This is a genomic window from Candidatus Symbiopectobacterium sp. NZEC127, from assembly GCF_025962675.1.
Taxonomy (GTDB): domain Bacteria; phylum Pseudomonadota; class Gammaproteobacteria; order Enterobacterales; family Enterobacteriaceae; genus Symbiopectobacterium.
In genome coordinates this window covers 225,050-241,713 of the sequence record NZ_JAGFPG010000006.1, presented here as the reverse complement: position 1 = coordinate 241,713, position 16,664 = coordinate 225,050, and the positions used below count along the sequence as shown (strand labels likewise).

The 16,664-nt window shown below is 55.7% G+C and carries 16 protein-coding genes; 7 read left to right on the top strand and 9 right to left on the bottom strand.

Translation table 11 applies throughout. The features are described 5' to 3' along the window. Positions 1 to 50: 50 nt before the first annotated feature. A complete protein-coding gene (metE, locus tag J5069_RS19900) occupies positions 51 to 2,318 on the bottom strand; it encodes a 5-methyltetrahydropteroyltriglutamate--homocysteine S-methyltransferase (protein WP_264645525.1) in 2,268 nt (755 codons plus the stop codon). A 103-nt stretch (positions 2,319 to 2,421) separates the two neighbouring features. Between metE and metR the strand changes: the two genes are divergently transcribed. Continuing rightward, a complete protein-coding gene (metR, locus tag J5069_RS19895) occupies positions 2,422 to 3,360 on the top strand; it encodes an HTH-type transcriptional regulator MetR (protein WP_264645486.1) in 939 nt (312 codons plus the stop codon). On the opposite strand, the gene J5069_RS19890 is transcribed toward metR, so the two are convergent. Further along, positions 3,263 to 4,162: a carboxylate/amino acid/amine transporter gene (locus J5069_RS19890; RefSeq protein ID WP_264645485.1), complete on the bottom strand. Its 900-nt coding sequence runs from the start codon at positions 4,160 to 4,162 to the stop codon at positions 3,263 to 3,265. The two genes, metR and J5069_RS19890, sit on opposite strands and share 98 nt — an antisense overlap. Positions 4,163 to 4,258: 96 nt before the next feature. Continuing rightward, entirely contained in the window at positions 4,259 to 4,858 is a 600-nt protein-coding gene (gene pagP, locus J5069_RS19885) for a lipid IV(A) palmitoyltransferase PagP (protein WP_413542265.1), read from the bottom strand. Between the two features lie 49 nt (positions 4,859 to 4,907). Here pagP and J5069_RS19880 point away from each other — a divergent pair, with 49 nt between their 5' ends. Next, the gene (locus J5069_RS19880; RefSeq protein ID WP_264645484.1) at positions 4,908 to 5,126 is read left to right on the top strand and encodes a hypothetical protein; all 219 of its coding nucleotides are present in this window, start codon (positions 4,908 to 4,910) and stop codon (positions 5,124 to 5,126) included. Positions 5,127 to 5,130: 4 nt separating this feature from the next. Here the strand turns inward: J5069_RS19880 and cysE are convergent, their stop codons facing one another. The 4 genes from cysE to J5069_RS19860 form a co-directional block, all read right to left on the bottom strand. Beyond that, positions 5,131 to 5,952 carry a serine O-acetyltransferase gene (gene cysE / locus J5069_RS19875; RefSeq protein WP_264626276.1) on the bottom strand — a complete coding sequence of 274 codons (822 nt, stop codon included), beginning with the start codon at positions 5,950 to 5,952 and terminating at the stop codon, positions 5,131 to 5,133. A 280-nt stretch (positions 5,953 to 6,232) separates the two neighbouring features. Further along, entirely contained in the window at positions 6,233 to 7,252 is a 1,020-nt protein-coding gene (gene gpsA / locus J5069_RS19870) for an NAD(P)H-dependent glycerol-3-phosphate dehydrogenase (RefSeq protein WP_264645483.1), read from the bottom strand. After that, a complete protein-coding gene (secB, locus tag J5069_RS19865) occupies positions 7,252 to 7,737 on the bottom strand; it encodes a protein-export chaperone SecB (protein ID WP_264645482.1) in 486 nt (161 codons plus the stop codon). Before secB ends, gpsA begins: the two co-directional genes overlap by 1 nt. 173 nt (positions 7,738 to 7,910) lie before the next feature. After that, positions 7,911 to 8,342, bottom strand: a complete 432-nt coding sequence (locus J5069_RS19860; RefSeq protein ID WP_264645481.1) for a rhodanese-like domain-containing protein — start codon at positions 8,340 to 8,342, stop codon at positions 7,911 to 7,913. 332 nt (positions 8,343 to 8,674) lie between these two features. Between J5069_RS19860 and envC the strand changes: the two genes are divergently transcribed. Both envC and J5069_RS19850 read left to right on the top strand, forming a co-directional pair. Further along, positions 8,675 to 10,003, top strand: coding sequence for a murein hydrolase activator EnvC (gene envC / locus J5069_RS19855; protein ID WP_264645480.1), 1,329 nt, complete (start codon positions 8,675 to 8,677; stop codon positions 10,001 to 10,003). A gap of 25 nt (positions 10,004 to 10,028) precedes the next feature. After that, the gene (locus J5069_RS19850) at positions 10,029 to 10,964 is read left to right on the top strand and encodes a divergent polysaccharide deacetylase family protein (RefSeq protein WP_264645479.1); all 936 of its coding nucleotides are present in this window, start codon (positions 10,029 to 10,031) and stop codon (positions 10,962 to 10,964) included. 41 nt (positions 10,965 to 11,005) lie between these two features. Here J5069_RS19850 and tdh read toward each other — a convergent pair whose 3' ends face one another. Together tdh and J5069_RS19840 are read right to left on the bottom strand one after the other, a co-directional pair. After that, the gene (gene tdh / locus J5069_RS19845) at positions 11,006 to 12,031 is read right to left on the bottom strand and encodes an L-threonine 3-dehydrogenase (RefSeq protein ID WP_264645478.1); all 1,026 of its coding nucleotides are present in this window, start codon (positions 12,029 to 12,031) and stop codon (positions 11,006 to 11,008) included. Positions 12,032 to 12,044: 13 nt separating this feature from the next. Continuing rightward, positions 12,045 to 13,241, bottom strand: a complete 1,197-nt coding sequence (locus J5069_RS19840; RefSeq protein ID WP_264645477.1) for a glycine C-acetyltransferase — start codon at positions 13,239 to 13,241, stop codon at positions 12,045 to 12,047. A gap of 243 nt (positions 13,242 to 13,484) precedes the next feature. On the opposite strand from J5069_RS19840, the gene rfaD reads away from it, so the two are divergent. The 3 genes from rfaD (at position 13,485) to rfaC (ending at position 16,613) form a co-directional block, all read left to right on the top strand. After that, positions 13,485 to 14,417 (top strand): ADP-glyceromanno-heptose 6-epimerase, encoded by a 933-nt coding sequence (gene rfaD, locus J5069_RS19835; RefSeq protein WP_195316079.1) that lies wholly within the window; start codon positions 13,485 to 13,487, stop codon positions 14,415 to 14,417. 127 nt (positions 14,418 to 14,544) lie between these two features. Next, positions 14,545 to 15,594, top strand: coding sequence for an ADP-heptose--LPS heptosyltransferase RfaF (gene rfaF, locus J5069_RS19830; protein WP_264645476.1), 1,050 nt, complete (start codon positions 14,545 to 14,547; stop codon positions 15,592 to 15,594). Next, positions 15,594 to 16,613 (top strand): lipopolysaccharide heptosyltransferase RfaC, encoded by a 1,020-nt coding sequence (rfaC, locus tag J5069_RS19825; protein ID WP_264645475.1) that lies wholly within the window; start codon positions 15,594 to 15,596, stop codon positions 16,611 to 16,613. Before rfaF ends, rfaC begins: the two co-directional genes overlap by 1 nt. The last annotated feature ends 51 nt before the right edge of the window (positions 16,614 to 16,664 follow it).

The window sequence follows — 16,664 nt, the reverse complement described above, 5'->3', positions numbered from 1 at the left end:
AAAAAAAACGCAGGGAGAAACACCCTGCGTTTGATGTCAAACCAATGAGGTTAGGCTTCGGTTGCGCGCAAGCGCTGCGCGGCTTCCACCATGTTAGCCAGTGACTGACGGGTTTCCGGCCAGCCGCGCGTTTTCAGGCCGCAGTCCGGATTCACCCACAGGCGCTCGGCGGGAATACGCTGTGCCGCTTTACGCAACAGCGCTTCAATCCATTCCACGCTCGGTACGTTCGGTGAGTGGATATCGTACACGCCCGGCCCGATTTCATTCGGGTACTCGAACTCTTCGAACGATTCCAGCAGTTCCATGTCTGAACGCGAGGTTTCGATGGTGATCACGTCAGCATCCAGTGCGGCAATGGAGTCCATGATGTCGTTAAACTCGCAGTAACACATGTGCGTGTGGATCTGGGTGTCATCCCGCACCACTGCGGCATTCAGACGGAAGGCTTCCACGCCCCATGCCAGATAAGCCTGCCAGTCAGAACGGTGCAGCGGCAGCCCTTCGCGCAGTGCCGGTTCATCAATCTGGATAATACCGATACCTGCACTTTCCAAATCCGCCACTTCATCACGCAGTGCCAGCGCGATCTGCTTGGCAATGGTTTCACGGCTGACATCTTCGCGCGGGAACGACCAGCACAGGATGGTTACCGGCCCGGTCAACATGCCTTTTACCGGCTTGTCGGTCAGGGATTGGGCATATTTGGCCCACTCGACCGTGATCGGTTCCGGACGGCTGATATCACCGATGATCACTGGCGGCTTCACGCAGCGTGAACCGTAGCTCTGCACCCACCCGTTTTGGGTGAAGATAAAGCCATCCAGGTGCTCACCAAAATACTCGACCATGTCGTTACGTTCGGCTTCACCGTGCACCAGCACGTCCAGACCCAGACGTTCCTGCTCGACAATCGCCTGTTTGATGTGCTCAGCGATGCCAGTACGGTAGTTGTTGCCATCAAGACGGCCTTGCTTAAAGTCCAGACGCAGGCCACGAATTTCCGTGGTTTGCGGGAATGAACCAATGGTGGTGGTCGGCCAATCGGGCAGATTGAAACGGGCACGCTGTGCCTCGGCGCGTACCGGATAGGCATGTTGACGCTGGCTGTCCTGCGCGGTAATCGCCGCCAGACGCTGAGTCACCGCCGCATTGTTAACGCGCGTTGAGGTGCTGCGCGCACGGATCGGTGCACTGTATTCCACCAGTGCAGCACCATCGCCGCTGTTCAGTGCCGCCGTCAACAGCGACAGTTCAGCACACTTTTGCAACGCGAAGGCGAACCAGCTTTTAACTTCGTCATCCAGACGCGTTTCCACGCTCAGATCGATCGGGCTGTGCAGCAGAGAACAGGAAGAGCCAATCCACAGTTGACGTTGCCCCACCAGCGGTTGCAGGCGTTCAAACCAGGTGCTGAGATCGGCACGCCACACGTTACGACCGTTGATCACACCTAACGATACCAGCCAATCAGCCGGCAGTTGCGCCAGCAGCGCAGCGGCATCATCCTTGCCGTGTACCAGATCCACATGCAGCCCTTGTACCGGCAGCGCGCGAATGGTGTCCAGGTTATGACCGATGCTGTCAAAATAGGTGGTCAGCAGCAGTTTGGTGGAGCCCTGCAACGCATCGTAAGCCGGTTTAAAGGCATCCAGCCACTCTTGCGGCAGTTCCAGCACCAGTGCAGGCTCATCAATCTGTACCCACTCGATACCGCGTTTTGCCAGCTCTGCCAGCACCTGCTGATATACCGGCAGAATGTCTTTCAGCAGGGAGAGGCGATCAAACGCATCACCCTTCACTTTACCCAGCCACAGGTAGGTCACCGGGCCCAACAGCACGGGTTTGACCTTGTGGCCCAGCGCCAGCGCTTCGTCCACTTCATCCAGCAGTTGCGTCCAGGTCAGGGCAAAACGCTGTCCCTGAGTGAATTCGGGCACCATGTAGTGGTAGTTGGTGTTAAACCATTTGGTCATCTCTGCGGCGGCGGCCGGTTCGCCGGTCGGCGCACGGCCACGGCCAATGCGGAACAGCGTGTCGATATCAACCTTGCCATCTGCATTTTGGTGACGCGCAGGCACGTTACCCAGCAGCAGGCTGGTGGTCAGCACGTGATCGTACCAGGCAAAATCACCCACTGGCAGCAGGTCAACGCCAGCCTCTGTCTGCTGTTGCCAGTGACGTGCCCGCAGCGATTTACCCACTTCCAGCAGTTCAGCCTGAGTAAGGTTGCCTGCCCAATAGCCTTCTTGCGCTTTTTTCAGTTCACGGCGCAGTCCGACGCGCGGAAAACCCAGTGTGTGATTTAAAATTGCCATCATTGATCCTCATTTAGCCGTCCAGATGTTTACACATCCATAATCAACAGGTACTGTATAATGCACAAGCGCAAATTATTCACTGTCATTGTGAAGGACTCTCATGATCGAACTGAAACACTTACGGACACTGCAAGCTCTGCGCGGCACAGGCTCGCTGGCAGCCGCAGCCGCGCAGCTTCACCAGACGCAATCGGCGCTTTCCCACCAGTTCAGTGAGCTGGAGCAGCGTCTGGGTTTTCGGCTGTTTGTGCGTAAGAGCCAGCCGCTGCGCTTTACTCCTCAGGGAGAAATTCTGCTGCAATTGGCCGATCAGGTGTTGCCCCAGATTCAACAGGCGTTGCAGGCCTGCAATGAGCCGCATCAGACCACACTGCGTCTGGCGATTGAGTGCCACAGCTGTATTCAGTGGCTGACGCCCGCTCTGGAGCATTTCCACAGCCAGTGGCCGCAGGTAAACATGGATTTTAAATCCGGAGTCACCTTTGATCCTCAACCGGCCCTGCAACAAGGGGAACTGGATCTGGTGATGACATCGGACATTTTGCCGCGCAGTGGATTGCACTACTCACCGATGTTTGATTTTGAAGTGAGATTGGTGCTGGCCCCCGACCATGCCTTAGCGAGCAAAGAGACCATTTCGCCGGACGATCTCGCCAATGAGATCCTGATGATCTATCCGGTTCAGCGCCAGCGTCTGGACATATGGCGTCATTTCCTGCAACCGGCAGGCATCAGCCCGACGCTAAAAAGTGTGGATAACACCCTGTTGCTGATTCAGATGGTGGCGGCGCGCATGGGCATTGCCGCGCTGCCTCACTGGGTGGTGGAAAGTTTTGAGCGTCAGGGATTGGTGGTGACCAAAACGCTGGGTGAGGGATTGTGGAGTCGGCTGTACGCTGCGGTGCGCGATGGGGAACAGCGCCAGCCGGTGCTTGAGGCCTTTATTCGTTCTGCCCGCCAGCACGCGTGTTCGCATCTGCCGTTCGTGCGGGATGCTGCACGACCCAGCGCTGGTGTACCCACAAAGCCGCAAGGATAATCAGCGACCCCAGAGCAAAACGCCCCCAGTCGGGCGTCTTCTGCCAGAAGAGGAAGTTAACCAGTAGTCCGGCAGGGACGTGAAAGTTGTTCATGATACTCAGCGTACCGGCATCCACCTTGGTAGCACCGTAGTTCCACATGAAATAGCCTAGGCCGGAGACAATCGCGCCCAAAAAGACCAATACGCCCCACTGTATCGGCGCAGTGGGTAACTTGGCGAAGTTACCAAACAGTCCCCACGCCACCAGTGTCACCCCAGCCGCCCCCAGATAAAACCAGGAAAACGCACTGTGCTGCGGCATCGGGTGCAGTTCCATCAGGCGCTTATAGCCCACTTGCCCCGCGGCGAAGCAAACATTGGCAGCCTGAATCAACAGAAAACCATGCCAAAAATGCGCGCTGACGCCATGATAATGGATGACTACCGCTCCCAATACCGCCAGCAATGCGCTAAAGGCATAGCCCCAGCGCAAGCGCCGCCCGCTGATCACATCGTAAATCAACGTGACGTACAACGGTGTCATCACCGAAAACAGCAGCAGGGTCGGAACATCAAGATAGAGATAACTACGGAACAGCAGCAGGTACATCACGCCCAGTTGGATCACGCCGATCAGCAGATACAGCCCCAATACTTTGGCTGAATAACCTCGCCAACGCAGGAACGGTAGAAAAACCACGGCGGCCAGCACTAAACGGAACATGGCAGAGAACCAGCTATCGACCTGTCCCGCCAGATATTCGCCAATCAGGCTGAATGAAAATGCCCACAGAATGGTGGTAATGACCAGTAATAACACGCTGACACCCTAGTAAAAACGATAAGGGGTCATTGTACCGCATTGGCTGCATAATCCCCGACCAATGCGGTTTACATTTGGTTTATATACGAACAGTCAGATTTGCCAGCGCAGCCAGGCAAAAAAGACGTTGCCGTTGTTGTAGGTGCCGGGAATGTAGGTCGCCTGAAAGGAGAGACGCTGATAGTTCACCGAGACCAGCGGCAACAGCACCGGAATCGGGATATAGTGCCAGTTGTCCCGCATGGTAACGCCAGCAGTGAAGCCAGCCCCCAATTGAAAATCCGGGTTGGTGGTCGGCGTCCAGCGTTTTTCGAAACCATAGCCGCCAATCGGCTCCCATTTGTTGAAGGAGTCCTTAAACGCCATCAGGTAGAGGCCGTGCCAATCACCGTCGGCATCCAGACGCGACACACCGTAGCCCGCACCCCAGGGACGTTCATTGTACTTGTCTGTTTTTTCTTTGTCGTAAGTCCAGCGGTTATGCCAGGTGATAGCTGGGATATAGAGCTCCTGACTTGACGAGTTCGACCAGGTTTCTGACAAATTAAATTTGGCTTTTTGCCACCAACTGCCCTGCTTACTGTCCTGCACAGCCTCCTTCGACATTTCCACGGGGGAAACCGTTGGGGCAGCGAGGGAAGGAAGCGAGAACAGAAAAGGGAAAAGGATAAATATCACACGTCTCAGATACATCTTTGCTTCTCGTAAACCATCAATATTGTTGCGAGACCTGAACCGTCACATGACAGGGAAAGTCTGGTTTAGGGAAACAGGCCACGGAAAAAAGCCTGTCCAAAGCGGTATTATGACGGATTCACACGCTCTATTGCGTGTAATTGTCGGTGCAGCAGCAATATTTGAGATATTTCTTATAAGAAAATATCCTATTACAGCTGATTATTCGGAGAATATTCGCTCCAAAAATCAGGAAAAGCATCTGAAAAACGGCTTGCGAATGTAAACGCTCAAATCCCATCGCCGTATTCAAATCCCCGATTGATTCCGTTGAAGTATTGATCCATGTCCATCGCTGGTTTGTCGCTTTCCGGACGTCCTACAATGCGCGCTGGCACACCCGCCGCCGTGGTATGCGCCGGAACCGGTTGCAACACCACGGAACCAGCGCCAATTTTTGCGCCGCGCCCGACTTCAATATTACCGAGGATCTTGGCACCTGCGCCGATCATGACCCCTTCACGGATCTTGGGATGACGATCGCCGCTGGTTTTCCCGGTCCCGCCCAAGGTGACAGATTGCAGGATAGACACGTCATTTTCCACCACTGCGGTTTCGCCGATCACAATCCCGGTAGCATGATCGAGCATGATCCCGCAGCCAATGGTGGCTGCCGGGTGGATATCGACGCCAAACGACACCGAAATCTGGTTCTGAAAATAAATGGCAAGCGCTTTACGCCCTTGATACCAGAGCCAATGACCAATACGGTAGGCCTGAAGCGCATGAAATCCTTTCAGGTAAAGCAGCGGCGTGGAGTATTTATCCACCGCCGGGTCACGCTGACACACCGCGCGAATGTCGCACGCAGCAGAGAGAATCATCTGCGGATCGGCACGATAGGCCTCTTCCACCACTTCGCGAATGGCAATCGCGGGCATGATGGAATTTGCCAGCTTGTTCGCCAGCATATAACTCAACGCGCTGCCCAGGTTTTCATGTTTCAGCAATGTGGCATGAAAAAAGCTGGCCAACATCGGTTCGCAATCAGCCAGCGACCGGCCTTCTGCTTTGATATTTGCCCATACCAATTCCAATTCATCAGTCGACATTGCCTTCACTCCCCTGCCGCACCGTTCATTGCGATGCGCTTACACGTTGCATTTATTGTTATCGCCCGTCACGCTTGCCAAAGACTCGCGTAGCCGCCAGCATACGATATATACCCTAAATAATTCGAGTTGCAGGAAGGCGGCAAGTGAACGAATCCCGATGAGCTTACGCTGGTAAGTGATTCGGGTGAGCGAACGCAGCCAACGCATCTGCAACTTGAAGTATGACGGGTAACGCCAGAAGACCAGCGTCGCCGTTGGCCTCAAGGATAACGGTGTATTATTCGCGCTCGCTTTCGTCTTTGCGCGTTCTGCCAAGCAGGGTAAGCGCCGCCTCGCGCGCCGCTTTGCCACAGTATAAAACCTGCCACAGTTGTTCACTGATGGGCATTTCTACCCCGTGACGCTGCGCCAACGCCAGCACCTCTTTGGTGTTGCGATACCCTTCCACCACCTGACCAATCTTATCCTGAGCGCTTTGCACATCCAGCCCTTGACCCAGCATCATGCCAAAGCGGCGGTTACGGGATTGGTTATCGGTGCAGGTCAACACCAGATCGCCCAGCCCAGCCATCCCCATAAAGGTAGCGGGATCGGCCCCGAGCGCCACGCCAAGCCGCGTCATTTCCGCCAGCCCGCGCGTGATAAGCGCCGTGCGCGCATTGGCACCAAAGCCAATGCCATCGGACATGCCAGCGCCAATAGCAATCACATTTTTTACCGCGCCGCCAAGCTGAACGCCGATAAGATCGGGGTTACTGTAGACGCGAAAACTCTTACCACAGTGCAGCAACGTTTGCAGATCGTCAGAAAACGTTTTGTCTGTCGCGGCCAGCGCGATAGCGGTGGGTAATCCCGCCGCGAGTTCTTTCGCGAACGTCGGGCCAGAAATCACCGCCAGAGGAATAGCTTCACCTAATGCTTCCCGCGCCACATCCTGCAACAATCGTCCGGTTTCTGCCTCCAGCCCTTTTGTCGCCCACACCAAGCGCGCATCGGCACGCAGCAGCGGTTTTAGCTGACGCAGCACGTCACCAAACACATGGCTCGGCACCACCACCAAAATATCACGGCTTGCCGCCAGCGCCTGCGCTAAATCAGACTCGAGGTGCAGCGTATCGGGGAAAGGCACATCCGGCAGGAACGCCTGATTACACCGGGCGGCCTGCAACGTCTGTATGTGCGCAGGATCGTGTCCCCACAACACCACGGAGTGACCATTGCGGGCCAGGGTAATCGCCAGGGCGGTGCCGTATGAACCGGCACCCACCACTGTCATGGAAGCATTAGCTGTGCTCATCAGGCATCCAGGCGCGGCGCGCCGTCTTCACCTTCTGCGGGCTGCCCTTCCGTTTGCTGTTGCAGATAGTTCATGAACAGCGCATCGAAGTTCACCGGCGCCAGATTCAACTGCGGGAATGTGCCGCGTGTCACCATGCTGGTCACACATTCACGCGCATAGGGGAACAGAATGTTCGGGCAGTAAGCGCCCAGGCAATGCGCCAGTTGCGTGCCTTCCAGACCGCCAACGGTGAAAATACCCGCTTGCTGAACTTCACACAGGAACGCGGTATTTTCGCCCAGCGTCGAGGTTACCGTTACGCGCAGCACAACTTCATACACGTCTTCCGCCAGTTGGCTGGACGCCGTATCCAGATCAAGTTTAACTTCCGGTTGCCAATCCTGTTGAAACACCTGAGGGGCGTTAGGTGCTTCAAAAGAGACATCCTTGGTGTAAATACGTTGAATCTGAAAAGTCATTTCGGCGGAGTTTTGTTCGGACATGTTGGCTAATACCTTTAATGTTAACGTTTTTAATGCGCCGCATTCACCGTGTGGCTGCGGACGCCAATGTGTGCATTTAAAATCGAACAATGCGCGCAGGGATCCTGCGCCTGGCTACAACCTAGCACACCTTTACGGCATGCTTTAAAGACATTCGGCTTGCGCCATCGCGCTTATTTGCCTTGCACCAGCGGAAGGTTTTCACCGCTCCAGCCGGACAGGCCATCTTTCAGCACAGACACGCGCTCAAAACCGGCTTTCAGCAAATGGTCGGCTGATTCACGTGAGCTGATACCGTTCACGCAAACGACAATCACAGGGCGTGCTTTGTGTTTCTCCAATTCGCCCAGACTGCCGCTCTTAATGTCGTTAGGCAGCAGGTTAATGGCGTTGGCAATGTGGCCACGGCGGAAATCATCACGGTTGCGCAAATCAACGATAACCGCTTCTTCTTTATTGATAAGTTGAATGGCTTCGCCACGCGCGATCTCTTTCACCTTGGAAAGCTTAGTTTTCACGGTCATGACAATAACGGCAACCAACAGTGCAACCCAGCCGATACTCATAATCGGATGCCTGCTTACGAACGACATAATCTCTTGCATGGGGGGTAACAGCTCCCGAATCAGTTAATCAACAAAAATCAAGGTTTCTGAGTATACCTATGCGGTACAGCAATTACAGCCTGTAACAACCAGTAAGCCGCTAAACTGTAACTCTATCTGTGGCATGAATCAGAAAAATCGTAGCGACCGCCGCTAACGGTTGTGCCATTTTATGCGTAATACACTCTTTTTATCTATGCTTGATGCAGTTCATCCTGTGTAAACCTTACCCGAGATGCGCACCTCTGCAATAGGTTCTTTCATTACCGGAAAGAGAAAAGCGCGGTAGGATGACTGGTCAGGGGCTGCCCATCGTGAAATAATCCCACGCTATGAATAAGAAAGCGTCAGTGGTCTCGCCCCGAGTACCATGCAGTGTGCCTGCTCAGGGTTCAAGGTCGGGCTCAGGCTTAGGCAAATCGCCGCTGCATGCGCTGCTCGCGATATGTATCAGCGCGGTTTGCGTTGGGGCTTTTGTGTGGCCGATGCTCGGGCTCGGTGCCGATAATCAGCAACAGCTCAAGACGCTGCAACAGGATATCGCGGAGAAGGAAAAACGCGTTCAAGAGCAGAAACAGCAGCGCACAACGCTGCTCAGCCAGTTGCAACAGCAAGAACAATCTATCGCCCGGGCCAGTCGCCAACTGCGTGACACCTCGGGAACGCTTGCCACACTCAGCGAAGAGCTTAAGGCGCTGGCGGCCTCCATCACCAAACTCGAAAGCCAAAGAAAGCAGCAGGAAGCGTTGCTGGCGCGTCAACTGGACGCCGCCTTTCGCCAGGGCCAACACAATGGCTTGCAGTTGATTCTCAGCGGCGAAGAGAGCCAGCGCAGCGAGCGCATTTTGGCCTACTTTGGCTACCTGAATGAAGCGCGCCAGCAAAACATCATCGAGCTGCAACACACCCGCACCGAACTCGCCGCGCAGAGACGGCAGATAGAGCAGAAGCAAGCAACGCAAAAAACGCTGCTCGCCGAGCAGCAAACGCAGCAAAAGGCGTTGGAACAAGCGCGGGGCGAACGTAAACAAACCCTATCCACACTGGAAAGTTCGCTGGAAAAAGATCAGCAGCAACTGACAGAATTACGACAGAATGAAGCACGCCTGCGCGACCAGATTGCCCGAGCTGAACGCGAAGCCAAAGCACGAGCCGAACGCGAAGCGCGCGAGGCGGCCAAGGTGCGTGAACGTGAAGAACAGGCTAAACGCAGCGGCAGCCGTTACCAACCATCAGAAAGTGAGCGTTCACTTATGGCGCGCACTGGCGGGTTGGGTCAACCCGCCGGCCAGGCTCTCTGGCCGGTGAGAGGGCGGGTTGAACACCGTTTTGGCGAGCCATTGCAGGGCGAATTGCGCTGGAAAGGATTGGTGATTGCGGCCCCAGAGGGCACCGATGTCAAAGCCATTGCCGATGGCACGGTGCTGATGGCGGATTGGCTGCAAGGGTATGGACTTGTTGTGGTGTTGCAGCACGGCAAGGGAGACATGAGCCTGTATGGCTATAACCAGAGCGCACTGGTGTCGGTCGGCGCACAGGTCAAAGCCGGACAGCCGATCGCACTGGTGGGCACCAGCGGCGGTCAAAGCCAGCCTGCGCTCTACTTTGAAATTCGCCGTCAAGGTCAGGCAGTCAATCCACAACCTTGGTTAGGGAAATAACAGGGAAACCATTTTGCTGATACCGATGTTACGAAAAGTACGCCGTCCGCTTCTCTTCACCTTGTTATTGGCATTCTGTTCATGGGCAACAGCAGGAAAGCTGTCGATCGTGATTGATGATTTCGGCTATCGGCCGCACAACGAAAATCAGATACTGGCGATGCCAACCGCCATCTCGATTGCGGTGTTACCGAACGCGCCCTATGCCCGTGACATGGCGTTAAAGGCCCACCAGCAAGGGCGCGAGATATTGATCCACCTGCCGATGGCGCCGATGGGGAAACAGCCTCTCGAGAAAGACACGCTGCGCCCGGAGATGAGCAGTGAAGAGATCGAACGTATTATCCGTCAGGCGGTAAATAACGTTCCTTACGCGGTCGGGTTAAATAACCATATGGGCAGCGCCATGACCTCCAGCCTGCCGGGTATGCAGAAGGTGATGCGGGCGCTCAACGCTTATCAGCTCTACTTTCTCGACAGCATGACCATCGGCAGCAGCCAATCCATTCCAGCCGCGGCGGGCACACAGGTTAAGGTTATCAAGCGTAAAGTCTTTTTAGACGATACCCAAAATGAAGCGGATATCCGCACCCAGTTCAATCGGGCGGTGCAACTGGCGCGCCGTACCGGTTCCGCCATCGCCATTGGTCATCCTCATCCTGCCACCATCAAAGTGCTGCAACAGGTGTTGCCCGCTCTGGAGGCCGATATCGTTCTGGTGCGTCCCAGTCAGTTGTTGAATGAGCCGGTTCACTACCAGACGCTGCCTTATGAACCTCGCCCTGCGCAACCGGCGCGTAAACCGTTCCGCAAACCGCAACTGTGCACCATCAAGCAGCCCTTGCCGCCGGTGGGTAACGAGATCTTCTTGAAACTGATTGGGGAAAGCCTGCGTGACAGTGCGCCCGTTCATTTTATTGAGCAGCGCTGGCGCACCTGGGTGACGTCCGGGGAAAAATAAACGCGCAGCGCGCCCTGACCTCGGGGCGCGCTGCAATGCCGTCAATCCCAGTGCAAAATAACTTTGCCGGATTGGCCAGAGCGCATCACGTCAAAGCCTTGCTGAAAGTCATCGATCGGGAAGTGGTGAGTAATAATCGGCGTTAAATCGAGGCCAGATTGGATTAACGACGCCATTTTGTACCAGGTTTCGAACATCTCCCGGCCATAGATGCCTTTGATCGTCAGCCCTTTGAAAATCACCTCGTTCCAATCAACCATCATCGGTTCCGGCGGGATACCAAGCAGCGCCACCCGCCCGCCGTGGTTCATGGCATGCAACAACGCGTGCATCGCGGCTGGCGCGCCGGACATTTCCAGACCCACGTCAAACCCTTCGCGCATCCCGAGCGACAACATGACATCCGCCAGCGTCTCTTGCGCCACATTCACCGCACGCGTAACGCCCATTTTGCGCGCCAACTCCAGCCGATATTCATTGACGTCGGTGATCACCACATGGCGTGCCCCGACGTGGCGGCATATCGCGGCGGCCATAATGCCGATGGGTCCGGCACCAGAGATCAGCACATCTTCGCCAACCATATCGAACGACAGCGCGGTATGTACCGCATTGCCAAAGGGATCGAAAATCGCGGCCAGCTCATCAGAGATCCCATCAGGAATAGGAAACGCATTCAATGCCGGGATCACCAGATATTCGGCAAAGGCACCGGGACGATTAACGCCAACGCCGATGGTGTTACGGCAAAGATGACGCCGTCCGGCGCGGCAATTACGGCAAAAACCGCAGGTGATATGCCCCTCTCCCGCCACGCGATCGCCGATCAGAAAGCCACTGACTTCCTGACCAATGGCAACGATTTCACCCACATATTCGTGCCCGACGATCATTGGAACGGGAATGGTCCTTTGCGACCAGCTATCCCAGTTGTAAATATGCACATCAGTACCGCAAATCGCCGTTTTGCGGATCTTGATCATGATGTCGTTGTGGCCCACCTCCGGCAACGGCGCATCCATCATCCAGATACCGGGCTCCGACTTCAGTTTGGCGAGTGCTTTCATGCGTTTCCCTCCGTTAGCTGACAACACCAAGGCGTTTCCCAACCCGAATAAAGGCAGCCACCGCATGCTCAATCTGCTCCGTGGTGTGCGCGGCCGACATCTGCGTGCGAATGCGCGCTTGCCCTTGCGGCACCACGGGGTAGAAGAAGCCGGTGACGTACACCCCTTCACGCTGCATGGCCAGCGCAAAATCTTGCGCCAGCCGCGCATCCCCCAGCATCACCGGGATAATGGCGTGATCGGCACCTGCCAGCGCAAACCCAGCGGCCGTCATCAGCTTGCGAAACAGCGCAGCGTTTTCCCACAGCCGGGCACGCAATGCATCACCCTGTGCCAGCAAATCCAACACAGCAATGGACGCCGTGACAATAGCCGGGGCCAGCGAGTTGGAAAACAGGTAAGGGCGAGAGCGTTGGCGCAGCCAGTCAATCACCGGTTTGCGCGCCGCGACATAGCCGCCAGACGCACCGCCCAGCGCTTTGCCCAACGTACCGGTCAGAATATCGACGCGCCCCATCACATCGCAGTATTCATGGGAACCTCGGCCCTGCTTGCCAACAAACCCCACCGCGTGCGAGTCATCCACCATCACCAGCGCACCATAACGCTCTGCCACATCGCAAATGCCTTTCAGGTTGGCAATCACGCCATCCATCGAAAAAACGCCGTCGGTCGCCACCATCAGCGTACGAGCCCCGTCCGCTTTTGCCTTTTGCAACTGCGCTTCCAGTTGCTGCATGTCGTTATTGTCATAGCGATAGCGACGCGCTTTGCACAACCGGACGCCATCAATGATCGAGGCGTGATTCAGCGCATCGGAGATAATGGCATCGTCATCGCCCAGCAGGGTTTCGAACAGGCCGCCGTTGGCGTCAAAACAGGAGGAGTAGAGGATGGCGTCTTCCATGCCGAGGAAATCGGCCAGCTTATTCTCCAGCGTTTTATGGATATCTTGCGTACCGCAAATAAAACGCACGGACGCCATGCCGAAGCCGTGGCTGTCTAACCCCGCTTTCGCTGCCGCAATCAGGGTGGGGTTATCCGCCAGCCCCAGATAGTTGTTGGCGCAGAAATTCAGCAAAGGGCCGCCGTCGGCCACCTCGATATCCGCACGCTGTGCCGTAGTGATAATCCTTTCTTCTTTGAACAGACCGTCGGTTCGTGCCGCCATAAGCTGTGCGGACAGACGCTGATAAAACGATGCAGGCATGATGTCACTCCTTTGTGTAAGCCCGTACTCAGCTTAATCAATCCTGTTTATTACGGTGACAGATAACGCCACATAATCTGAAAAATGCCAGTGCGGTCACGACATGCCACAACACCGTCTCGGTAAAACCTTGCGGCAGCGCAAAATGGTGTACTGTCTGTCGTGCAACGAAATGTTATGATGGCAGTCATAAATAGTGTGGAGCGTGGTGCTTCACCCACGAGATTTACAAGGGTTACTCCCATGATCATCGTCACAGGCGGAGCCGGCTTTATCGGCAGCAACATTGTTAAATCATTGAATGACATCGGTTATCGAGACATTTTGGTGGTGGATAACCTGAAAGACGGCACCAAGTTTGTCAATCTGGTCGATCTGGACATTACCGATTACATGGACAAGGAAGACTTCATCGCCAGTATCGTTGCAGGCGACGATCTGGGCGATATCGATGCCATCTTCCATGAAGGCGCATGCTCCTCCACCACCGAGTGGGACGGCAAGTACATGATGGATAACAACTATCAGTACTCGAAAGAGGTGCTGCACTACTGTCTGGAGCGTAGCATCCCGTTCCTGTACGCCTCTTCCGCAGCCACTTACGGCGGACGTACCAGCGACTTTATCGAAGAACGTCAATACGAACAGCCGCTGAACGTTTACGGCTATTCCAAATTCCTGTTCGACCAGTACGTGCGCGATATCCTGCCGCAGGCAGACTCGCAGATTTGCGGCTTCCGCTATTTCAACGTCTACGGCCCGCGCGAAGGGCACAAAGGCAGCATGGCGAGCGTCGCATTTCATCTGAATAATCAGATCAATCAGGGCGAAAATCCGAAACTGTTCTCCGGCAGCGAAAATTTCCAGCGCGACTTTATTTATGTCGGTGATGTGGCTGCGGTTAACCTGTGGTTCTGGCAGCACGGCGTTTCCGGTATTTTCAACTGCGGAACGGGCCGTGCCGAGTCATTCCAGGCCGTGGCCGATGCCGTGCTGGATTTCCACAAGAAAGGCCAGGTGGAATACATCCCCTTCCCTGAAAAACTGAAAGGCCGTTACCAGGCATTCACGCAGGCAGACTTGACCAAACTGCGCGCGGCGGGTTATGACAAGCCATTCAAAACGGTTGCTGAAGGTGTCAGCGACTACCTGACCTGGCTGAACCGCTCCGCGTAAACGCCACAATAATGTGCGGCCGCACGCAGGGATGGCCGCACGTTCCCGGTACGCAGCAGGCACCGGATTGCATCCTTCGATGGCATTCTTCTGTCCGCCAAGAAACAGAACATAAAAGATAAACGCTATGAAAATCCTGGTGATCGGCCCGTCATGGGTGGGCGACATGATGATGTCCCACAGCCTGTATCGTTCGCTCAAAGCGCAGTACCCGGATGCACAGATTGATGTCATGGCGCCGGCCTGGTGCCGTCCGCTGCTGGCCCGTATGCCGGAAGTGCGTCAGGCGTTGGCGATGCCGCTCGGGCACGGCGCGCTGGCGTTAGGTGAACGTCGACGTTTAGGTGTCTCGCTGCGCGAACAGGGTTACGATCGGGCCTATGTGTTGCCGAACTCGTTTAAATCCGCGCTGGTGCCCTTCTTTGCCAAGGTGCCAGAGCGTACTGGCTGGCGCGGCGAAATGCGTTATGGCTTGCTTAACGATGTGCGGGTATTGGACAAAGCAGCGTTCCCTCTGATGGTACAGCGCTATGTCGCACTGGCCTATCCGCGCGACCAGATTCACCGGGCTGAAGATCTTCCGCAGCCGCTGTTATGGCCGCAGCTACAGGTTACACAGGCAGAAATCGACGCCGTGCTCCCCACTTTTGATTTAGTAAGCGAGCGCTCACTTATTGGTTTCTGCCCCGGCGCTGAATTTGGCCCGGCCAAGCGCTGGCCGCACTATCACTATGCCAGCCTGGCGCAAACGCTGATCGAACGCGGCCATCACGTTGTCCTGTTCGGCTCAGCCAAGGACAACGAGGCGGGAGAAGCGATACGCGACACCTTGCCCGAATCCCTGCGCGCCTTTTGCTCCAATCTGGCCGGCAAAACGTCACTGGATCAAGCCGTGGTGCTGATCGCCGCCTGTCACGCTGTGGTCAGCAATGACTCCGGATTAATGCACGTGGCAGCCGCGTTAAACCGCCCTCTGGTGGCACTCTATGGCCCCAGCAGTCCGGATTTCACGCCGCCGCTGTCACATCAGGCCAACGTTATCCGTTTGATTACCGGCTATCATCGCGTGCGTAAAGGCGATGGCGAGCAGGGATATCACCAAAGCCTGATTGATATTCAGCCTGAGCGCGTGCTGGAAGCCTTGACGCCTTACCTCCAGAAACAGGATTATCGCTAATGCGGGTGCTGATCGTTAAAACCTCTTCCATGGGCGATGTTTTGCACACGCTGCCTGCCTTGACGGACGCCATGCGCGTCATCCCCAACTTGCGATTTGACTGGGTGGTGGAAGAAGGGTTTGCCCAGATCCCTACCTGGCACGTCGCCGTTGACCGCGTGATCCCGGTTGCCATCCGCCGCTGGCGTAAAAGCTGGTTCAGCGCAGAAACGCGGCGTGAACGCATGCAATTTAAGCAACAACTGCGAGAACGACAGTATGATGCCGTGATCGATGCACAGGGTTTGCTGAAAAGTGCGCTGCTGGTCACGCGTCTGGCACGCGGGAAAAAGCATGGTTTAGACAGCAGCAGCGCGCGTGAGCCGCTGGCCAGCATTTTCTATAACTACCGGCACCGCATTGCACGGCAGCAGCACGCCGTCGAACGCATTCGTGCGCTTTTCGCGGCCAGCCTGAGCTACCGTAAGCCCAGTGAGCGGGGGGACTACGGTATCGCCCAGCATTTTCTGGCAACACCGCCGGAAGATGCCGGACGCTATCTGGTATTCCTGCACGCCACCACCCGCGATGAAAAGCATTGGCCCGAATCTCACTGGCTCGAACTGATCGCCAGCCTGCAACCGTCAGGATTGCGCATTAAGCTCCCCTGGGGCGCAGAGCATGAACATCAGCGTGCGCAGCGCCTCGCTGCCGATTTCCCTCACGTCGAAGTATTACCGCGCCTGAGTTTGCAGCAGGTGGCCGCCGTGCTGGCGGGCGCACAAGCGGTGGTATCCGTCGATACCGGCCTGAGTCACCTGACGGCGGCATTGGATCGTTCCAATATCACTCTCTATGGCCCTACCGATCCTGGGCTCATTGGCGGATATGGTCTCAATCAGGTGGTAGAACAATCTGAAAATCGCCACATGAGCGCCATCTCTGCCGACGCGGTCCGGCAAAAGCTGTCAGAGCTGGTAGACTTACAGCCTCTCGACACGATTCCCCTGCACACATCGGCGCCAAGCGCGCTTCCGTAAAGGCTTGCGCCGGGGCTACACTCATGCCATCCCTGATGGTCGAGATAACGG

Coding starts and splice junctions, on each gene's coding strand:
- J5069_RS19850 (WP_264645479.1), top strand. CDS start 10,029: ATGTTACGAAAAGTACGCCGTCCGCTTCTCTTCACCTTGTTATTGGCA.
- cysE (WP_264626276.1), bottom strand. CDS start 5,952: ATGTCGACTGATGAATTGGAATTGGTATGGGCAAATATCAAAGCAGAA.
- tdh (WP_264645478.1), bottom strand. CDS start 12,031: ATGAAAGCACTCGCCAAACTGAAGTCGGAGCCCGGTATCTGGATGATG.
- J5069_RS19860 (WP_264645481.1), bottom strand. CDS start 8,342: ATGCAAGAGATTATGTCGTTCGTAAGCAGGCATCCGATTATGAGTATC.
- J5069_RS19880 (WP_264645484.1), top strand. CDS start 4,908: ATGACAGGGAAAGTCTGGTTTAGGGAAACAGGCCACGGAAAAAAGCCT.
- metE (WP_264645525.1), bottom strand. CDS start 2,318: ATGGCAATTTTAAATCACACACTGGGTTTTCCGCGCGTCGGACTGCGC.
- gpsA (WP_264645483.1), bottom strand. CDS start 7,252: ATGAGCACAGCTAATGCTTCCATGACAGTGGTGGGTGCCGGTTCATAC.
- secB (WP_264645482.1), bottom strand. CDS start 7,737: ATGTCCGAACAAAACTCCGCCGAAATGACTTTTCAGATTCAACGTATT.
- rfaD (WP_195316079.1), top strand. CDS start 13,485: ATGATCATCGTCACAGGCGGAGCCGGCTTTATCGGCAGCAACATTGTT.
- envC (WP_264645480.1), top strand. CDS start 8,675: ATGAATAAGAAAGCGTCAGTGGTCTCGCCCCGAGTACCATGCAGTGTG.
- rfaF (WP_264645476.1), top strand. CDS start 14,545: ATGAAAATCCTGGTGATCGGCCCGTCATGGGTGGGCGACATGATGATG.
- rfaC (WP_264645475.1), top strand. CDS start 15,594: ATGCGGGTGCTGATCGTTAAAACCTCTTCCATGGGCGATGTTTTGCAC.
- pagP (WP_413542265.1), bottom strand. CDS start 4,858: ATGTATCTGAGACGTGTGATATTTATCCTTTTCCCTTTTCTGTTCTCG.
- J5069_RS19840 (WP_264645477.1), bottom strand. CDS start 13,241: ATGCCTGCATCGTTTTATCAGCGTCTGTCCGCACAGCTTATGGCGGCA.
- metR (WP_264645486.1), top strand. CDS start 2,422: ATGATCGAACTGAAACACTTACGGACACTGCAAGCTCTGCGCGGCACA.